Here is an 18,664-nt window from a genome sequence, read left to right as displayed (position 1 = left end):
GACCCGGCCGCATAGCAGCCGGGTCTTCCAAATTATGCAGATAAAAATTTCAGTTTACTAACTGTAATTTAAGCTCATTCAGTCTGCTTCTTAAAGACGCGTCGATCTGGCGGTCTTCAATAGTCAGGATATATCCTCCAATCAACGCAGGATTGATTTTCTCAGCCAGTTGCACTGTTCTTCCCGTTTTCTCTTTAACGATTTCCTGAAACTGCTGACGCAGCTCTTCTGTCAAAGGAGTTGTTGTTGTAACAGTCGCTTTCTGAATTCCCTGGTGAAGGTTGTATGCTTTTATAAATTCGTTTGCGATCTCATCAAGGATCGACTCACGGTTTTTCTTTGTAATAATATTAAAGATCGCGTAAGATACCGGATTCACGCGGCTCTCGAAAAGTGCTTTCAGTATACCTGATTTCTTTTCGTGACGCACCACAGGGCTTTTCAATGCAAGCATCAACCCTCTGTTTTTGTCGGCTGTATCTTTAAACAAAATCATATCCTGGTAAACTGCTTCAAGCACATTTTGCTCTTTTGCAAGTTCAATCAGCGATTTTGCATATCTGGAAGCTACTATACTTACTGACATCGGAAATCAAGTGGTTTAATTAAGACGTGCAGAAGAAGCAAGTTCCGCGATCAATTTTTCCTGGGCTTCCTTGTCTTTCAATTCACGCTGCAATACTTTCTCAGCGATTTCGAGTGAAAGTGTAGCTACTTCTTTTCTGATTTTAGATACTGCAACCTGTTGTTCGTTGCGGATCGATTCGCGAGCGCTTTCGATCATTTTCTGTGCTTCCACAGCTGCTTTGTCTTTTGATTCAGCGATCGTGCGATCAGCGGCATCTTTCGCGTCACGAAGGATCTGGTCACGAACCGCATTCGCTTCTGCGATCAGTTTCTCGTTGTCAGACTTCAATTGAACCATCTCAGCGCGGGTTCTTTCCGCCAGGTCCAATGCACCTTGGATTTCGTTTTCACGGTCTTTAAGTCCTTTGATGATGGGTTTCCAGGCAAATTTGGCAAGGATGAAAACCACCAGTAAGAATACTACAAGCATCCAGAAGATAAGACCTGGGTTTGGAGTAAGCAATGACATAGAATAATGAGTTTAAGTGTAAGTAGCTCTCTTTTTTCAAAAAATCGTGGAAGCCTAATGCTTCCACGAAGAGTTTCATTTTACTTCTCAGCCTAATGCATTTGAAGTAAGGACTAAGTCCAGTGTCGATTAAAGCTTGAACGAGATCAGCAGACAGATAACCGCCGCGAACAACGCTACCGCTTCAATAAGAGCCGCGATGATAAGCATTGCAGTCTGGATAGCACCAGCAGCTTCTGGCTGACGAGCGATACCTTCAACAGCGCTACCACCGATTTTACCGATACCAAGACCAGCACCGATTGCAGCAAGACCAGCACCGATTGCAGCACCGAAAACAGCAAGACCAGCACCGCTCTGCTCAGCAGCTTGAAGCAAAATTTGAAGCAACATAATTGTGTTTGTTTAAAATATAATTGATAAAAAGAGATTCGGAATCAATGTCCGTGATCTGCGTGGCTATGTTCTTCGATAGCGCTGCCGATGTACATGGACGATAAAAGTGTAAAGATAAATGCCTGGATAAACGCTACCATGATCTCGATAAAGTTGAGGAACAAGGCGAAAAGCGAAATAACCGGCGCGATCACGATGCTTTGGAAAATAAAGATCAGACCGAAAAGACTTAAAAGGATAATGTGGCCTGCTGTAATGTTGGCAAAAAGCCGCACCATCAGAGAAAATGGCTTCATAAACACACCCACGATCTCAACCGGAATCATGATCAGCAACAATGGCGCTGGAACGCCGGTTGGTTTTAAAAGGTGTTTGTAATAATTGCCATTTGCATTCAGGTGGACAATAATGAACGTCAAAACTGCAAGTGTCATGGTCACTGCGATATTTCCGGTCAGGTTGGCAGAGCCCGGAAGCAGACCCATGATATTGTTGATCAATATGAAGAAAAATAATGTCAGCAGGTAAGGCAGGTATTTTTCATATTTAGGACCCACATTAGGCTTTACAACTTCGTCGCGGATGAAAAGAATAATCACCTCCATTGCTGACTGAAAGCCTCTTGGTGCTTTCCTGTGATTGTTCTTGTAGAATTTCGCGATGCTCGTAAAAACGAGGATCAGAATCACCGCGCTGAGCAGCATAGAAGCTACATTCTTTGTAATTGAGAAGTCGTAAATCTTACGAGACTCGTCAACCGGGATAATCTGTTCTGAATCGCCGTGAACCAGATGGTATCCGTTGTATTCGTGGTGTTCGTTGTGGAAATTGGATGAAGAGAATACTTCAATTCCGCGGTCAGCTGAGTAAAGAATCACCGGCAGCGGTATCACCACCCCGTGTGTGATTTCCCATTCGTGAGAGTCGGCAATGTGGTGCATGATCATCTCACCGATATTGAACTTCTCCTCTGACTCTTCAAGATTATGTTCAATTTTGTGCTCTTCCTCGTTAATGCTTTCGGCTACCTTTTCACCCTCATGCTGAGCCTGGGTAGGAACGCTAAAAAGACAGGTAGTAGCTACCAGGGCAATTGTAAAAAAACGTCTGATATGGATATACATAAATGCTTGAAATACTATGCTTTGTCAATCGCGGCGCAAGTTACGATACAAACCATATATTTCAAAACATGTATAAAATAAATAGAGTGCAAAAAAATTGATAATGAATAGGAATGAATCACTTAGCCCCTGATATAAAAAGAAGGCAATGAAAATGAGACATAGTATAATGCGGGCAACGATTGAAGAAATGTAAAAAGTGACAAATTTCTCCCGGTTGTTTCTTAATCCTATTTCCATTAGCCGGTGACCCAAAAATGAGAGTCCCAGGAAAAACAGCAGAATATACCATATATAGGCGTGAAGCAAGGTATCTCCTCCAAAGTACTTAACAAGGAATAATACAATTCCCAAAATGAGGGTGGCAAGTAATGTGCGTAGCATTAGACTGACTAGGTGAAGGGCTCAGGACTTAGTAAAGCTTCTGATCAGCATATAAAGCGAGCCGGCTATTGATGTAAGCGAAAGGACCAGCGTCCATACAGGTACTTTGTTTTGCTGGTATTCGTCCAGTTTGTACCCGCCCCAGGTAAACAGCAGAATCGTCCCCAGCATTTGTGTAGCCAATCCGGAATATTTCAGGAACTTGGAAGACTGGCTTTTAACCGCATCTTTTCTGTTTTTCTCCCCCGATGTGTTGCTTTCGCTGTCCATGCCGCTGATCGATAATATTACGGTAAAATTGCTCCAATTTTCACAAATGCCGCTATCTTCGATACGGTTTTATTTAAATTGCCGTTTTAGTTTTGCTTGTTACAAGAAGATCAGACCACCCCTAAAAGCTGCTTTGTGATCGACATTATTGCCTTTCATATCCGAAAATTTACTTCATTCCTTGTTCTGATAGCGCTGCTTGCTGGATGTTCGCAGTTCAGCAACAGGCCGGGCGCGGTGAATTTCCATAACATTTCGGCGAGGTATAATGCATACTTCATGGCCGAGCAGGATATGCTGGAAGCTGAGTACGAAATGAAAAAGGCTTTCAAAGAAGATTATAACCAGCCGCTCCCGATCCTCCTTCCGATGGATTCGCTTCTGGCGCTTCCTGTAAAGCCAAAGCTGGAAGATGCGATCAGAAAAGCCTCGATAGTTGCTGAAAAACACCAGAACAGTAAGTGGCTGGATAATAGTTATATCCTCTTGGGCAAATCCCGGCTTTACCTTGGGCAATGGGCCGATGGGCTGGAAGCACTCCGGTATGTGTATGCCAATGGGCACGATGAGAATGACAAGAACAATGCGCTGATCTTGTTAATGCGGGCGTATATCGAGCAAAAAGATTACTCAAATGCACTGGGCGTGGCAGAGTACCTAAGCCAGCAGCCACTCAGCAAATCCTCTATCCGGGAGTTTTATCTTACCAAAGCATATCTTCATCAGCAAAATGGAGAGTACCTGACTTCGGTTGCAATCCTTGAAGAGACATTTCCTTTATTGAAAAAATCAATCGAAACAGCCCGGATTCATTTCGCTGCAGCGCAAATGTACGACCGGCTTGGCCAGTATGCTTTGGCAAACCGACATTACAGAGGAGTTTCCAAAAATCGCCCTTCCTATGATCTGGGATTTTATTCGTCCATGAATTCCCTGCAAAATGAAGTTGTACTGAATCCTAAGAAAGACCTGAGCTCAGTAGGTTTCGACAAAATGCTGCGCGACAGGAAAAACGATGATCTACGTGATAGGATTTACTTCACAATGGGTTTGCTTGCAGAGCACCGCAAGCAGGTTCCGGAAGCGGTGGGTTATCTTCAAAAATCAATCGCGGCTTCCAAAGGAAATATGCAGCAAAAGGCATATACCTATTTGCAACTTGCCCGCATTAACTATGAAGCCCTGGAAAACTATGAAGTTTCAAAATCATATTACGACAGCGCATTGGTGATCCTCCCTCAGGAAGCACCCGAGTACCGGTTGGTTGCCGACAGAAAACGCGCATTGGATAGTTTTGTAACTCAATATAATATTGTTACAACCCAGGACAGTCTGCAAAAATTGGCTGCAATGAACCCAGCGGCACTCGACAACAAAATTGACGCCATTATCGAAGCCAGGGAAAAACTGCGCATTGAGGAAGAAGAAAAAGCCAGAAAGGCCACTCTGGCGGCTCAGAGTAATGTAAATAGTCCAACTGCCTCAAACCCGCTTGTAAATGGAAATGAGCGCAGGTGGGAACTCTATGATCCTGCATTGATTAACCAGGGTAAAATGGATTTTAGAAGAACCTGGGGTAACCGGCCTCTGGAAGACGACTGGCGCAGAAGCAATCGTCCATTGCAGGCTTCTGCTAACAACCCTGCTTCTTCTTCTGACGATAGCACAAGTTTGGCAAGTACCGGGCAAGTGGATCAAAGCTTAAAGAAAGGTACTCCGGAATGGCAGGAAGCGCATGATTTGCTAAAAAAGAATATTCCGCTCACCGAGCCGCAAATGGCCGAGTCGCGGCATGCCAAAGAGGAAGCATTGTATAATTTGGGTAAGATCTACCGCTTTGACCTTAAAGAGCCTGGCCGGGCAATTGCTACATTCGACCGTATGCTGACAGAGTATCCCCAAACGCAGTTCAAGGATGAAATTTACTACCTGCTCTATCTGAGTTACGAGGAAGATAATCAAACGCGAGCCGCCTGGAAGAATAAGCTCGTGACTGAATATCCAAATTCTACTTATGCGAGGCTGGTTAGTAAATCCAGTGAAGCTGCCGGAAATTCTGGTAACCCAATTAAAGAATATGAAGCTGTATATCAGCTATATGCGAGCGGAAATTATACCAAGGCGCTTGAAGATATTGAACGTAACCTGCCGGCATATAAAGGAGGATCCATGGAGGATAAGTTTGCTCTGCTGCGTGTTTTCCTGATCGGGAAAGTGCGGGGCAAAGAGGCTTATGGACAGGCGATTACCGAATTTATGCGATTGTACCCGACCAGCATTTACCTGCCACGCCTGAAAGAAATGCAGGAATTCAATTCTGTTTCGATGGGAAAAAGATAATTTCCCCGAAATCATATCTTTGTAAGTTTTCAATACCAAATCCCACATCTAATGATTGAGTTACAACCCGGAAAATATCGTCGCACCATTATACGCTTGTGGAAGTATGTGGCACTGGGGCTGGGTCTGATTATCCTTTATATTGTTGCTGTAAGCTTTAATTTTTTCTGGCTTTTTGGTGGAATGCCGGATTTAAAGATTCTTGAAAACCCCAAAAGTGAACTTGCTTCCGAGCTGATCAGCGAGGATGGCAAATCTCTTGGTAAATACTTCTTCGAAAACCGTACACAGATTGACATCTCCCAGATTTCGCCAAACCTGATCGACGCGTTGGTTGCCACTGAGGATGCACGTTTTGTAAATCACTCGGGAATCGACCCAAGAAGCCTACTGCGTGTATTCAAGGGAGTTGTTTCCGGTAATTCAAGTTCCGGTGGAGGTAGTACGCTCACCCAGCAGGTTGCCAAAAACCTATTCAACACACGTTCTGAGGAGTATGAAGGATTGTTGGGTAAAATTCCGGGAGTCAGGATTGTAATCGCGAAGACCAAAGAATGGGTGCTGGCAGTGATCCTTGAAAGAAAGTATACGAAGCAGGAGATCATGCAAATGTATCTCAACACTGTTTCATTTGGTAACAATACCTACGGGATTAAAGTAGCTGCCAAAACATATTTCGACAAAGAAGCCTGGGACCTGAACGTAACCGAAGCTGCGCTGCTGGTCGGTTTGCTGCAAAATCCAACGCTTTTTAACCCTTTGCGTTTTCCGATGAATGCAACCAATCGCCGCAACACGGTTTTGGCGCAAATGATGAAGTACGAGTACATTCCGGAAGAGGATTTTTTAAGATACAAGGAAAAACCACTGGGTCTCAATTTTACAGTAGATAGCCATAATACAGGTCTGGCTCCATATTTCCGTGAGTCAATGCGGAATTATCTCAAAAGCTGGGTGAAGATTTACAATGAAGAACACGACAAGAACTACGATTTGTACACCAGCGGGTTGCGCATTTATACTACCATTGATTCAAGAATGCAGCGTTATCAGGAAGATGCTTTAAAAGAGCACATGAAAGAGCAGCAGCGCCTTTTTGACGAACACTGGAAAGGTCGTAATCCATGGACTTTCGATAATGGAAAAGAGATACCTGGATTTCTGGTCGCTGCTGCTAAGAAAACCCCGCACTTCATATCCCTGAAAAGAGACCTGGGCGAAGATGAAGCCTGGAAAATCATGCGTAAACCTTATAAAATGAAGGTTTTTACGTGGAATGGTGAGAAAGAGGTGATGATGAGCCCAATGGACTCCATTGCTTATTACAAACGGTTTCTGCGTGCAGGTATGATGTCAATGGACCCTCGTAACGGACATGTAAAAGCCTGGGTAGGCGGTATCAACTTCAAGTACTTTAAATACGACCATGTGAAGCAGGGTTCTCGTCAGCCTGGCTCGACGTTTAAACCTTTTGTTTATGTTTCTGCATTGGATAAGAGCTTTCTGACCCCTTGTGATCACGTCACGGATCAGCCGATTTACTTTGGTCCTTCGGATGGTGTTCCTGGTGGGTGGTCTCCAAAGAATTCAAATAACAAATACTCTTACCAGGCGCTTTCTCTCCGGCAGGCTTTGGGAAAATCAGTGAACACGGTAAGTGCATACCTGATGAAAATGGTGCGACCAAAGACGGTTGTAGAGTATGCACATAAGCTTGGTATCACCAGTAATTTGCAGGCAGTTCCGTCGCTCTGTCTGGGGATTAGTGATGTTTCGGTTTATGAAATGGTGGGCGCCTATTGTGCATTCGCCAATGGCGGGCACCGTACTGAGCCGATGACGATATTGCGCATTGAGGATCGATATGGAAATGTTTTACAGGAGTTTTTCCAAAAACAGAATCAGGAGATCAGCGAGAATATGGCGTACAATATGCTTTACCTCATGCGTGGTGCGGTAGAAGATCCGGGTGGTACAGCTGGCAGGCTCAGACAATGGGGTGTTACCGAAGGAAACGAGATCGCTGCCAAAACAGGAACTACTTCCAACTACTCCGACGGTTGGTTTATGGGTATGACGCAAAATCTGGTTACGGGTATCTGGGTTGGGGGAGAAGATCGTGCAATTCACTTCCGTACTATTGCATTGGGACAAGGTGGCCGGATTGCAATGCCTGCCTGGGGCATGTACATGCAGAAGGTATATGCTGATCAGACTTTGGTTCAATACCGTAAAATTCCATTCAATAAGCCGGAAAACTATGTAAGAGATTGCGGCAATGTGTCCATTGACAGTACCGACACCTATGTTCCGCCTTCCAGATCTGACGACGAAGGAGTTTTGTTTTAATCTTCAAAAGCCAAATTGCATTGAATATTCTCGTTGCACCCGACAAGTTTCGCGGTTCGCTCGAAGCGGATGAGGTATGCAATGCAATTTGTGAAGGAATTTTACTGGCTTATCCGAATGCAAGTGTGACAGCATTGCCGCTTGCGGACGGAGGCGAGGGTACAGCTCAAATCCTGACAAAGCAAGCCGCCGGAACGCAGGTCGAAGTGAAAGTTTCTGATCCGCTGGGCCGTGAAATTATTGCTTCATACGGTTTGTCGGGCGATGGCAAGGTTGCATTCATAGAAATGGCCGCTGCTTCGGGGTTGAAGTTGCTCTCGGAGGAAGAGCGCAACCCGCTGCTTACCTCCACATTTGGTACCGGCGAACTGATTATTGATGCACTGGATAAAGGTGCGAAGAAGATTATCCTGGGCATCGGCGGCAGCGCGACTACTGATGGCGGAATAGGGCTGGCGAGTGCGCTGGGATACCGGTTTTTTGATAAAAACAGCAAAATGCTTGGGGTTAACGGAGGCGCCTTGTCTCTGATTGAACGGATCGAAACTACAAACGTAGATCCCCGGCTAAACGCCACTTCCATTGTAGTAGCCTGTGACGTCACAAATCCATTGTTCGGAGAAAATGGCGCAGCTTATGTATATGGTCCTCAAAAAGGCGCAACTGCTGAAATGGTGGAAATACTTGATCAGGGACTGCGCAATCTTACTGTTGTTGCTACTAAAACTTTCAACCGCGATTACAGTGGCGCGCCTGGTGCCGGCGCCGCTGGTGGGCTTGGAGCAGGGTGTATGTGGTTTCTAAATGCTGAACTGAAAGACGGAGTAAGCATTGTAATCGACCAGAGTAACATGGCCGAGCTCATCAAAAAGGCTGATCTGGTCATTACCGGTGAAGGGAAAATTGATGAACAAACATTGAGCGGAAAGGTAGTAAAAGGATTGGCGGACTTCTGTGCGAAGTATCAGGTACCTCTCGCAGCGGTGTGCGGCACGCTTCAAATTACTCCTGAACAAACCCGCGAGGCTGGGATTATGTATGCGGTTTCAGTTTTGGATAGACCAATGGATCTGCATGTTGCCCAAAATGAGGCATTCAGGTTGGTGAGAGACGCAACTTTTCAGCTGGTACGCTTGTTTTTTGCCAAGACCAGATTTGATTTTTCCTGAGTATCTTTTATTAAATGTCTGAATTCAACTATAAGGAAGAGCTTTCAAAGATTCCGAACGATCCGGGAGTTTACCGGTATTTTGACGAAACGGGGACGGTGATTTACGTGGGGAAAGCCAAGAACCTGAAAAGCAGAGTTTCCAGTTACTTCCTGAAATCCAACCAACACGATCGTAAGACGAGACGACTTGTAAGTCAGATCAGAAGGATCGAATATACCATTGTATTAAGTGAATGGGACGCGCTGCTGCTTGAAAACCAGCTGATCAAGCAGTTGCAGCCTAAATTCAATATCCTTCTTAAAGACGATAAAACCTATCCATTCATCTGCATTACAGATGAGCCTTTTCCCAGGGTTTTTCCAACCCGGAATATGGACCGGAGCAGAGGTACTTTCTACGGGCCTTTTGCCAATTTGAGGTCAATGCACACGCTGCTTGACATGTTCAAGTCCCTTTATCAGATCAGATCCTGCCAGCTTCCGCTCACTAAGCCGAATATCGAAGCCAGGAAATTCAAGGTTTGTTTGGAATACCATATTGGAAACTGTAAAGGTCCTTGTGAGGGCTTGCAAACTGAGCCTGAATACAATGCAGAGATAGAGCAGGTACACAATATCCTGAAAGGCAATTTGTCGTCTCCGCAACAGTATTTTAAAGAGAAAATGCTTGCTGCGGCTGAACAAATGGCGTTTGAGAAAGCACACGCCTGGAAAACCAAGATAGAACACTTATCTAATTTCCAGAGTAAGGCAACGGTAATTAACCCGCGGATCGGGAATATCGATGTGCTCACGATCGTGTCCGACGAAGAAGCTGCATACCTCAATTTTATGAAGATAAAACAAGGGTATATGGTGGCTACGCAGACTGTCGAGGTGAAGAAGAAGTTGGACGAAAGTGATCATGATATACTCGCGATGATGATCATCGAAATGCGCAGCACCTACGGATCGGAAGCACGCGAGCTGATCTCGAATGTTAAGCCCGATCTGGAAATGCGGCTTGAAGTAACCGTTCCGCAGATTGGCGACAAGAAGAAGCTGCTGGATATGTCGATGAAAAACGTGATGTATTTCCGCCGGGAAAAAGCCGAGCGCAGGGAAGTGGAAGCTTCTGCGACTTCTTCTAAAAAGGATCGCATACTGATTCGTTTGAAAACGGATTTACAGCTGAAAGCCCTGCCAAGGCACATTGAATGCTTTGATAACTCCAATATCCAGGGTACTAACCCGGTGGCGGCAATGGTTTGTTTCAAAGAAGGGAAACCTTCCAAGAAAGACTACCGCCATTTCAATATCAAAACCGTGATCGGGCCCAATGACTTCGCGTCGATGAATGAAGTTGTGAGCCGGCGTTACCTGCGATTGATCGCAGAGGAACAGCCCCTGCCTGATCTGATCGTGATTGATGGAGGTAAGGGTCAGCTGGGTGCTGCTTGTGATGCATTGAAAAGTCTGGGTATTTACGGTCAGATTCCCATTATCGGTATTGCTAAACGTCTGGAAGAAATCTACTTCCCCGAAGACTCACTGCCGCTTTACATTGACAAGAAGTCGGAATCACTTAAACTGATCCAGCAGATACGCGACGAAGCGCACCGTTTTGCGATCACTTTTCACCGGGATAAGCGGAGCAAAGGAAGCCTTGTCAGTGAATTGGAGGGAGTTGTTGGTGTCGGTAAGGTAACTGCCGCCAAATTGTTAAAACATTTCGGCTCGGTACGCGGCATTCGTGAAAGCTCGCTGGAAACGCTCACCGAACTCGTCGGTTTGGACCGCGCCAGAAAGGTACGTGCCTACTTTGATGCTATGGCTGAGTAAGTCCGATGTTTTTGCCTGCGATGTAGCCGGTAGTCCACGCGTTCTGAAAGTTGAACCCGCCTGTAATACCGTCTACGTCCATTACTTCTCCTGCAAAATACAGTCCCTTTACCGAGCGGCTTTGCAATGTTTCAGGATCAATGTCTGTCAATGAAATTCCGCCGCAAGTCACGAATTCTTCTTTGAATGTAGTTTTTCCACTCACTGCGAATTGACTGTTTGTAAGCACTTCGGTGAGCCGGTTCAAGTTTTTGTGGCTCGCATCTCCCCATTTCAGTGTCTCGGGAATTTCCACCATTTCAGTAAATGCTTTCCAAAGTCGCAGCGGCAATCCGAACCTCGCATTCGATACAAGCTGCTGCTTCGGTGTTTTGGTTTTTTCATTGATCAGGAACTCACGCACTTGCTGCTCATTCAGTTCAGGTAACCAGTTGACTCTGCACCCAAATTCATAATTTTTCTCGGCAAGCTCACGTGCTCCCCAGGCTGAAAGCTTCAAAACAGCCGGCCCGCTCAGTCCCCAGTGGGTAATCAGCAGTGGGCCGCGCCACTCGTATTTAGTACCCGAAATCTTCACGATCGTATCCTGAACTGAAACTCCTGCGAGCGGAAGCAGGAAATTTTGAGGGGTATTAAATGTAAACAGCGAGGGTACGGGAGAAACAATCTGGTGGCTATGTGTTTCCAGCCAGTCAAAGCTGCTGAGCCGCGGATAACCTCCCGTAGCAATAAGCAGCCGGTCGACCTGAAGTATTTCTTCATCTCCCAAACGCAGTTCAAAACCTCCTGAAGTAGATGTAAATGAATCGACAACTGTACTCGTCCTGATTTCAATATTAAGCTGGCGGGCAGTCCGAAGCATGCATTCGATGACTGTGTGAGAGGAATCGGTTATTGGGAACATTCTTCCGTCGGCTTCGGTCTTCAACTTTACCCCTCTCTTTTCAAACCAATCAACAGTTGCATTCGCGTCAAACTTCGGCAGCAGCTTTCGCAGAAGCTTCTCGCCACGCGGGTAATTTTTGATAAAAAACCGAAGATCGGAGGGATTGTGGGTCACATTGCAGCGACCTCCACCCGAGATCCTGACCTTGTTCAAAACGGTCCTGTTCTTTTCTAAAATGACAATTTTAGCTTCCGGGAATGTCTCAGCAGCAGTAATTGCCGCCATAAATCCCGAAGCGCCTCCGCCAACAATCGCTATTTGCATCGTAATAGTTTGATCATGCAAAAATGAAATGTAAGTTTTAAAAACTGCAATTTCTTTTCATATCTTTCAAAAACCTTCAAATAATTTAACAAAAACCCGTCAAAACTATACATGCGGAAAATTCTCGTCATCGGTTTAGGTAAAGTAGGCTCGCTGGTAGGAACACTACTAAGCAAACGGTTTGAGGTAACAGGTGTTGACAAAGCTGCGCCGGCCTCGGTGCTGCCGTTTCCTGTACTATCGGGAGATGTAAATGATCCTGAGAAGCTCGACCAGCTAATGTCAGGTCAGGATGCGGTTGTATCCTGTATGCCTTACAACCTCAATCTGCCGATCGCCCGCAAAGCTTACAAGCACGGTATCCATTATTTTGATTTAACGGAAGATGTTGGTACCACAGCAGCTATTCGCGAGCTGGCAAAAGACAGCAGCAACGTTTTCGCTCCACAATGCGGTCTGGCGCCTGGTTTTATAGGGATTGTTGGAATGGATCTGGCGAAAAAATTTACAAAGCTGCGGGATATCGAGCTGCGCGTAGGTGCATTGCCGCGCTATCCGAATGGTTTAATGGGCTATTCTTTTACATGGTCGCCGGCCGGAGTCGTAAATGAATACATTAATGATGCAGAAGTGATTCACAACGGGGTCCGGAAAATGGTACCGTCTCTGGAAGGTATCGAGATGATCAACATTGAAGGCCAGGAGTTTGAAGCATTCAGTACGTCTGGCGGCCTTGGTACCATGTGCGAAACATTGGAAGGCAAGCTGGACACGCTCAACTATAAGACAATCCGTTATCCGGGACATTGCAGCCTGATGAGATTTATGCTGTACGAACTTTGTTTGAAAGACAAGCGAGAGCTCGTAGAGCAAATCTTGACGGAAGCAAAACCGCCTGTGCAGCAAGACGTTGTATATGTATATGCGGTAGTTGAAGGCTGGAAAGACAACAGGCTGGAACGCGAGGAATTTTATAAAGCATATCACCCGATCGAGATAGATGGGGTCCATTGGCGGGCTATCTCCTGGACCACAGCTGCGTCGATCGCAGGTGTGGTGGAATTGGTAGCGAACGGAATTCTTCCGAATAAAGGTTTTATCCGGCAGGAGGATATTCTTCTGAGTGATTTTCTCGCAACACAAAATGGACGCTATTTTCTTTAAAATGCTATTCCTAACATGATTGATATCAAATCTGTATTAAATAAGCTGAACATACAGCCACTTAATAACGGCATCACTACCGGTCAGAAAAGCTGGCAAGGCGACGGTGACGTTATCGAATCCATTTCGCCAGTCGATGGTAAAAAGATCGCCGGAGCAAACCAGGCAGAGCGCAGCGATTATGACCGGGTAATCACCAAGGCGGAGGAAGCATTCAAGGTTTGGAGAATGATGCCCGCGCCAAAACGAGGCGAAATCGTGCGGCAAATGGGCGACGCGCTTCGGAATGCAAAGACCGAGCTGGGCACGCTTGTCAGCTATGAAATGGGTAAAAGCTTGCAGGAAGGTCTCGGAGAGGTACAAGAGATGATCGATATCTGCGATTTCGCAGTGGGGTTATCACGCCAGCTGTACGGACTAAGTATGCACAGCGAGCGGCCGCAGCACCGCATGTTTGAGCAGTGGCACCCACTTGGTGTTGTCGGGATCATTTCTGCATTCAACTTTCCCGTAGCCGTGTGGTCGTGGAATGCGATGCTTGCCTGGGTTTGTGGTAATGTATGCATTTGGAAACCGTCAGAGAAAACGCCGCTTACAGCACTGGCTTGCCAGAATATCATCAAATCAGTATTGAAAAACAACGAGGTACCTGAGGGCGTATCTTGCGTGATAGTCGGCGGGCGGGAAGCAGGAGAATGGATCGCGTCGGATGCGCGCGTTGCATTGGTATCCGCCACGGGAAGTACAAGAATGGGGAAAGCTGTAGCAGAAGCTGTCGGGCGCAGGCTCGGGAAAAGTATCCTCGAACTTGGAGGTAACAATGCGATCATCGTCACGGAGCATGCAGACATGAACATTGCTATTCCCGGGATCGTATTTGGTGCCGCAGGGACAGCCGGCCAGCGTTGCACATCAACTAGGCGGGTGATTGTGCAGGAAAGTATTTATGAAGAAGTAAAAACCAGGCTTTCCCGCGCCTATGCGCAACTGAGGATTGGCAATCCGCTGGATGCTGGGAATCACGTGGGGCCTTTGATCGACTTGCAGGCTGTCAAACAATACAATAGCACCATAGAAAAACTGAAAGCAGCCGGTGCAAAGTTCATTGTTGAACCCGGCGTGTTGGAGGGCGAAGCGTTCAGTTCAGGTTGCTATGTAAAGCCTTGTATTGCAGAAGTTGAAAATAGCTGGCCCATTGTTCAGCAGGAAACGTTTGCGCCGATATTGTATCTGATCAAATATAATGCGTTGGAGCAGGCTATCTCAATGCAAAACGATGTTCCGCAAGGTTTGTCATCTGCCATTTTTACATTAAATATCAGAGAATCAGAACTCTTCCTGTCACAAGCAGGCTCCGATTGCGGCATTGCAAATGTTAACATCGGAACATCGGGCGCGGAGATTGGAGGCGCATTCGGCGGCGAAAAGGAGACAGGCGGAGGCAGGGAATCGGGTTCCGATGCGTGGAAAGCTTATATGCGAAGGCAGACGAACACGGTCAATTTCGGCAGCACGCTTCCATTGGCGCAGGGAATAAAGTTTGAGATTGACTGAGTAAAATTTTTAACTTTGTACAAACGGCACATTATACTTTTTCAATCCCCTTCATGAAATATCAATTAACATCAGATCAGATTTCATCAAAAGTAGCGGGTGAAACCGTGATTCTTAATCACAACAAAGGGGCGTATTATGGCTTGGACGAAGTAGGAGTGCTGGTTTGGGATACACTTGAAAAAGGCCCGCAAACGATTGAAGAACTCTGCAACGTGGTGGTAAGTGAGTATGATGTTGATCTCGATACCTGTAAAGGTGACATCGATACGCTGCTGAAAGATCTGATATCTGAAAAGCTGGTGGAAACTGTCAAATAAATTGGGAAAGCTGCGCAGATTTATTGGCAAATGGCGAAGTCTGAGTAGTTCAGGCAAGCTGATCTTTATCAAAGCTGCTGTTTGTCTGCTGCTGGTTAAAGCCGGACTTTCATTGCTTCCATTTGCTACATTCAGGCGGCTATTTCACCGGTTAACCAGCACTGAAAAGGTAGAGGAAAAATCCAAAGAAGAAATAGATCTGGTTGTATGGGCGGTGGATACCGCAGCGAACCTGTTGCCATTGGAGCTGCTGTGCCTGCCGCGCGCCCTGGCTGCCAAATTCCTCCTGCGCAAAATTCCCGCTCTTACGCTGGAAATCGGATTTGAGATTAATCCTGCAAAGTCTTTTGAAGCCCACGCCTGGGTGGAGCGCAATGGAAATATCATCATAGGAGACTGGCCTGACGAGATTTCATACAAGCGGCTCTGGGTCTGGGAATGAGCTAACCTAAATTATACATGCATTATTACAAGGCTTTCGGGCTGACTGTATTCTCTGAAATACCATTGCCGGAATTAAGTGAGGGAGATTGTAATGCTTCGCCCGATCTGCTAATCAGAACAGCTGCATTTGAACTGCCCGATCTCAGCAAAACGCAAGTTTACAGGCGGGGAATCCGCGCCTTGTTTGGTGAGAATGCAGGCGACCTGGTTCTGCATTGGCCTGGTATCGCTTCATTCAAAGCGATCGCGGGTAATGAGCTGATTGTAAATCCGTTTGTAAAAGATCCCAATTTGATCAGTCTTTTCACTGTCAGTGAAGCAATTGGATTGATATTGTTTCAAAGAGGTTTGTTGCTGCTGCATGCCAGCTCTGTGCTGGTAGGGGCGGAAGCATGGTGTTTTATGGGTACACCTGGCGCTGGTAAGTCAACCACTGCGGCTGCATTCATCAAAGCGGGCGGCCGGTTGCTCAGCGATGATCTTACGGCAATCCAGATCGGAGAAAACGGCTCAATATCTGTTCTGCCGGCTTACCCGCAGCTTAAAATCTGGGACAAGACCGTGGCCGGGTTACAATACAACAGAGAAGTGCTCGAACCTGTCAGTGAAGGAGTAAATAAGTTTTCATTTCAGCCTAAATTCGACTTTCCAGATCAGCCGGTTACTCTTTCTAAAATCATTTTTTTACACCGCGCCCGGAACCGGGGTGCATTACAGCAGGTAAGTGTCAGTGAAATGCCGGGCGAGCTGATCAAGAACTTTCCTCTTCCTGCACAACTGCTAACCGGTGAGGCCCTTAAAGCGCATTTTCTCCAAAGTATGAAATGTGCCGCACAGGTAGAAGTGATCAAGAAACGGAGGCCAGAAGGATTCGATTTGCTGGAAAAATGGGTTCAGGAGAGTGTTACTCATTTGGTTTAGTGCATGAAGATATCCCCTGAGCTGAACATATTGATAAAAGCGTCGCTCGACTCTGAAAGCAATTTGCCTTTTCAGGTAGATACTCGTCCCATTGATTGGCAGAAGCTTGGCCGGCAAGCCAAGTGGAACCAGGTCCGGCCTCTTGCCTTCGATTATCTTTCCCAAAAACAAACACTGGAAATTGCTCCTGATGTGCTTGCCCGATTAAGAGATTTCAGCGTCGGACAGGCTGTTACAAATATGGCTTTTTCAAGCATTTCGGTCAGTTTGAATCAACAGCTGGCGGAGCAGGGGATCCCGGCATTTCTGATGAAAGGCGCATTATGGGCGTGGCTCCTCTACGAAAAGCCCGGACTAAGGGAATTTGGAGATATTGACTTTTTTGTCGAGAAGGAGCAGCTGCGAAGGGGATTAGATGTATTTGAAAAAAATGGATTTGAACCTGACTCCTACCGTAAGTACCTGCTAAGGAATGATCAAGCCACCGGCGCTTACCTCGACACAGATTATCAGCTCCCTTTGACCCCTGTTCGGGAACATGCATTACAGTCCCTGGAAATCCAATGGAATTGCAGCTATCCGAGATATCAGTTCAATTTCAGCTGGGGCGAACTGGGCGGGCAAATGGTGGAGCAACAGATTATGGGCAAGAAAGTCAATGTGCCCGGAATGGAGCATCAGCTAATTATGATGCTGATCCACCATGCAGGTATTGAGCAATGGGACAAATTGAAATACATGGCCGACTTCGTGCGGCTGCTGAGAAGGTATTCCACAACTCTTGATTGGGCCTACGTGTCCAACGTGGCCAGAAGCAAAGGTTTTTACAAACTACTATTAGAATCACTTGGAGCCGCACAACTGTTTACGGGAATACAATATGTGCGGCTTGTCGATGCAAATCAGGAAGCGAAGTATCCGACTCCTGAGTTTATGAAAAATGTGGTCAGCCACTGGGAAGAAGAAAGGGACACGCTGAGCACCAAGACTCTTCGGATTTTGGTTTACAACCTCAAATACCGGGACAACTGGAATGTGAAGTGGAACATTCTCGCCGGTCACCTCAGCTACCTTTTCCATTGGCGGTTGATCTGGCACAAATGGATTTGGCACAAAAGGCGCTAAGTAAGCTGTACTACGATTTCTCCGCTGAATGTACCACCTCCCGGTAAAATGTATAGCCCGTCGCCGGAATTGAAGGAATCAACATTCGCAGTGAGTGCTTCAATAGCAATACAATCTCTTTCCGGCGGTGTGTAAACAACCAAGTGGTTGAATTTGCCTTCACCTGTTTCCTGTGTTACAGTAAGTGTCACGTCCTGATTTTCAGATATCAGCTCAGTGGTTGCAAGCTTTCCCTCCGATTTTACAACAAAACAATTGTCGAAGACTTTGCGGTGTAATAATGCAGGTTTATCAATGTGAAAATGCGCGACGCCCGTAGGAATCTGATTGCTATCAAATGTTACGATCTGGTCTGATGGGATGATGATTTTCCAGGCTTCTACGTCTTCGTTACCAAGCCTGAAATACGGATGCCAGCCGAACATAGCCGGACAAGGTTCTGAGCCTTCATTCAAAGCTTCAAACGATACTACAAACCGCCCGTCAGCATGGAGCGTATACCTAATGGAAAACAGAACCCGGAAGGGATACCCTTCGGGCGCATCTATCAGATAAGATAGCTTAATGGATGCATGGTCAGCATGTGCCAGTTGTTCTTCCAAATGGAAATGCTGCTTTCTTACAAGGCCGTGAATTGCATTCAGTCCATTCTTCTCGTTTTTGGCCAATTGATAATCTTTCCCTAAAAACCTGTATTTACCGTCGGGAATGCGGCTTGCAAATGGAAATAAAAGCTCGCTTGCACTTTCAGTATCATGTTTTAAAGTTTCAGGTGTGGGAGGTGTTTTTAAGACAGAAAACAACGTAAGATCTTTCCGAAGTGATAGCTGCCTGACGATTCCGCCTAACTCGGGCACCACTACAAAGCGGTTGCCGGTTGCATTTTCCTGCACCACATATTCGGTAAGGTCACCAAACTGTTGCTTGAATATCTCGAATGCCATAGAATTCTCTGTTTCAAATGGGTTTATAAAA

General features: G+C 46.1%; 17 protein-coding genes. 10 read left to right on the top strand and 7 right to left on the bottom strand.

From position 1 onward, the window contains the following. Nucleotides 1-49 precede the first annotated feature (49 nt). The 5 genes from atpH to Q369_RS0100915 all read right to left on the bottom strand — a co-directional run bounded on the left by atpH (nucleotide 50) and on the right by Q369_RS0100915 (nucleotide 3,270). Nucleotides 50-586, bottom strand: coding sequence for an ATP synthase F1 subunit delta (atpH, locus tag Q369_RS0100940; protein ID WP_031525691.1), 537 nt, complete (start codon nucleotides 584-586; stop codon nucleotides 50-52). 15 nt (nucleotides 587-601) lie between these two features. Continuing rightward, nucleotides 602-1,096, bottom strand: a complete 495-nt coding sequence (gene atpF, locus Q369_RS0100935) for a F0F1 ATP synthase subunit B (protein WP_031525689.1) — start codon at nucleotides 1,094-1,096, stop codon at nucleotides 602-604. A 129-nt stretch (nucleotides 1,097-1,225) separates the two neighbouring features. Beyond that, a complete protein-coding gene (gene atpE / locus Q369_RS0100930; RefSeq protein WP_031525687.1) occupies nucleotides 1,226-1,489 on the bottom strand; it encodes an ATP synthase F0 subunit C in 264 nt (87 codons plus the stop codon). A 44-nt stretch (nucleotides 1,490-1,533) separates the two neighbouring features. After that, nucleotides 1,534-2,616 carry a F0F1 ATP synthase subunit A gene (gene atpB / locus Q369_RS0100925; protein ID WP_031525686.1) on the bottom strand — a complete coding sequence of 361 codons (1,083 nt, stop codon included), beginning with the start codon at nucleotides 2,614-2,616 and terminating at the stop codon, nucleotides 1,534-1,536. Between the two features lie 405 nt (nucleotides 2,617-3,021). Further along, nucleotides 3,022-3,270, bottom strand: a complete 249-nt coding sequence (locus Q369_RS0100915; RefSeq protein ID WP_031525684.1) for an AtpZ/AtpI family protein — start codon at nucleotides 3,268-3,270, stop codon at nucleotides 3,022-3,024. Between the two features lie 135 nt (nucleotides 3,271-3,405). On the opposite strand from Q369_RS0100915, the gene porW reads away from it, so the two are divergent. The 4 genes from porW to uvrC are packed head-to-tail and all read left to right on the top strand — an operon-like array spanning nucleotide 3,406 to nucleotide 10,951. Beyond that, nucleotides 3,406-5,610 carry a type IX secretion system periplasmic lipoprotein PorW/SprE gene (gene porW, locus Q369_RS0100910; protein ID WP_051663881.1) on the top strand — a complete coding sequence of 735 codons (2,205 nt, stop codon included), beginning with the start codon at nucleotides 3,406-3,408 and terminating at the stop codon, nucleotides 5,608-5,610. 51 nt (nucleotides 5,611-5,661) lie between these two features. Then, nucleotides 5,662-7,959 (top strand): penicillin-binding protein 1A, encoded by a 2,298-nt coding sequence (locus tag Q369_RS0100905; protein ID WP_031525681.1) that lies wholly within the window; start codon nucleotides 5,662-5,664, stop codon nucleotides 7,957-7,959. Nucleotides 7,960-7,979: 20 nt separating this feature from the next. After that, nucleotides 7,980-9,128 carry a glycerate kinase gene (locus Q369_RS0100900; RefSeq protein ID WP_031525679.1) on the top strand — a complete coding sequence of 383 codons (1,149 nt, stop codon included), beginning with the start codon at nucleotides 7,980-7,982 and terminating at the stop codon, nucleotides 9,126-9,128. Between the two features lie 14 nt (nucleotides 9,129-9,142). Then, nucleotides 9,143-10,951 (top strand): excinuclease ABC subunit UvrC, encoded by a 1,809-nt coding sequence (uvrC, locus tag Q369_RS0100895; RefSeq protein WP_031525678.1) that lies wholly within the window; start codon nucleotides 9,143-9,145, stop codon nucleotides 10,949-10,951. Here the strand turns inward: uvrC and Q369_RS0100890 are convergent. Next, nucleotides 10,938-12,161, bottom strand: a complete 1,224-nt coding sequence (locus Q369_RS0100890) for a BaiN/RdsA family NAD(P)/FAD-dependent oxidoreductase (RefSeq protein ID WP_031525676.1) — start codon at nucleotides 12,159-12,161, stop codon at nucleotides 10,938-10,940. The genes uvrC and Q369_RS0100890 overlap by 14 nt on opposite strands. 111 nt (nucleotides 12,162-12,272) lie before the next feature. Between Q369_RS0100890 and Q369_RS0100885 the strand changes: the two genes are divergently transcribed. The 6 genes from Q369_RS0100885 to Q369_RS0100860 are packed head-to-tail and all read left to right on the top strand — an operon-like array spanning nucleotide 12,273 to nucleotide 17,689. Then, complete coding sequence (locus tag Q369_RS0100885) at nucleotides 12,273-13,325, top strand: saccharopine dehydrogenase family protein (RefSeq protein WP_031525674.1); 1,053 nt, start codon at nucleotides 12,273-12,275, stop codon at nucleotides 13,323-13,325. Nucleotides 13,326-13,340: 15 nt separating this feature from the next. Further along, the gene (gene amaB / locus Q369_RS0100880) at nucleotides 13,341-14,879 is read left to right on the top strand and encodes an L-piperidine-6-carboxylate dehydrogenase (protein WP_374754339.1); all 1,539 of its coding nucleotides are present in this window, start codon (nucleotides 13,341-13,343) and stop codon (nucleotides 14,877-14,879) included. 53 nt (nucleotides 14,880-14,932) lie between these two features. After that, nucleotides 14,933-15,199: a PqqD family protein gene (locus Q369_RS0100875; protein WP_031525671.1), complete on the top strand. Its 267-nt coding sequence runs from the start codon at nucleotides 14,933-14,935 to the stop codon at nucleotides 15,197-15,199. Between the two features lies 1 nt (nucleotide 15,200). Beyond that, the gene (locus Q369_RS0100870) at nucleotides 15,201-15,641 is read left to right on the top strand and encodes a lasso peptide biosynthesis B2 protein (protein ID WP_031525670.1); all 441 of its coding nucleotides are present in this window, start codon (nucleotides 15,201-15,203) and stop codon (nucleotides 15,639-15,641) included. Between the two features lie 17 nt (nucleotides 15,642-15,658). Then, complete coding sequence (locus Q369_RS0100865; RefSeq protein WP_031525668.1) at nucleotides 15,659-16,564, top strand: serine kinase; 906 nt, start codon at nucleotides 15,659-15,661, stop codon at nucleotides 16,562-16,564. 3 nt (nucleotides 16,565-16,567) lie between these two features. Beyond that, nucleotides 16,568-17,689 carry a nucleotidyltransferase domain-containing protein gene (locus tag Q369_RS0100860; RefSeq protein ID WP_031525666.1) on the top strand — a complete coding sequence of 374 codons (1,122 nt, stop codon included), beginning with the start codon at nucleotides 16,568-16,570 and terminating at the stop codon, nucleotides 17,687-17,689. On the opposite strand, the gene Q369_RS0100855 is transcribed toward Q369_RS0100860, so the two are convergent. Then, nucleotides 17,686-18,633, bottom strand: coding sequence for an aldose 1-epimerase (locus Q369_RS0100855; protein ID WP_031525664.1), 948 nt, complete (start codon nucleotides 18,631-18,633; stop codon nucleotides 17,686-17,688). The genes Q369_RS0100860 and Q369_RS0100855 overlap by 4 nt on opposite strands. Between the last annotated feature and the right edge of the window lie 31 nt (nucleotides 18,634-18,664).

The sequence above is a fragment of the Dyadobacter crusticola DSM 16708 genome (assembly GCF_000701505.1).
Lineage (GTDB): Bacteria > Bacteroidota > Bacteroidia > Cytophagales > Spirosomataceae > Dyadobacter > Dyadobacter crusticola.
The sequence above is the reverse complement of the archived record's forward strand: the minus strand, read 5'-3'. Positions and strand labels throughout refer to the sequence as shown.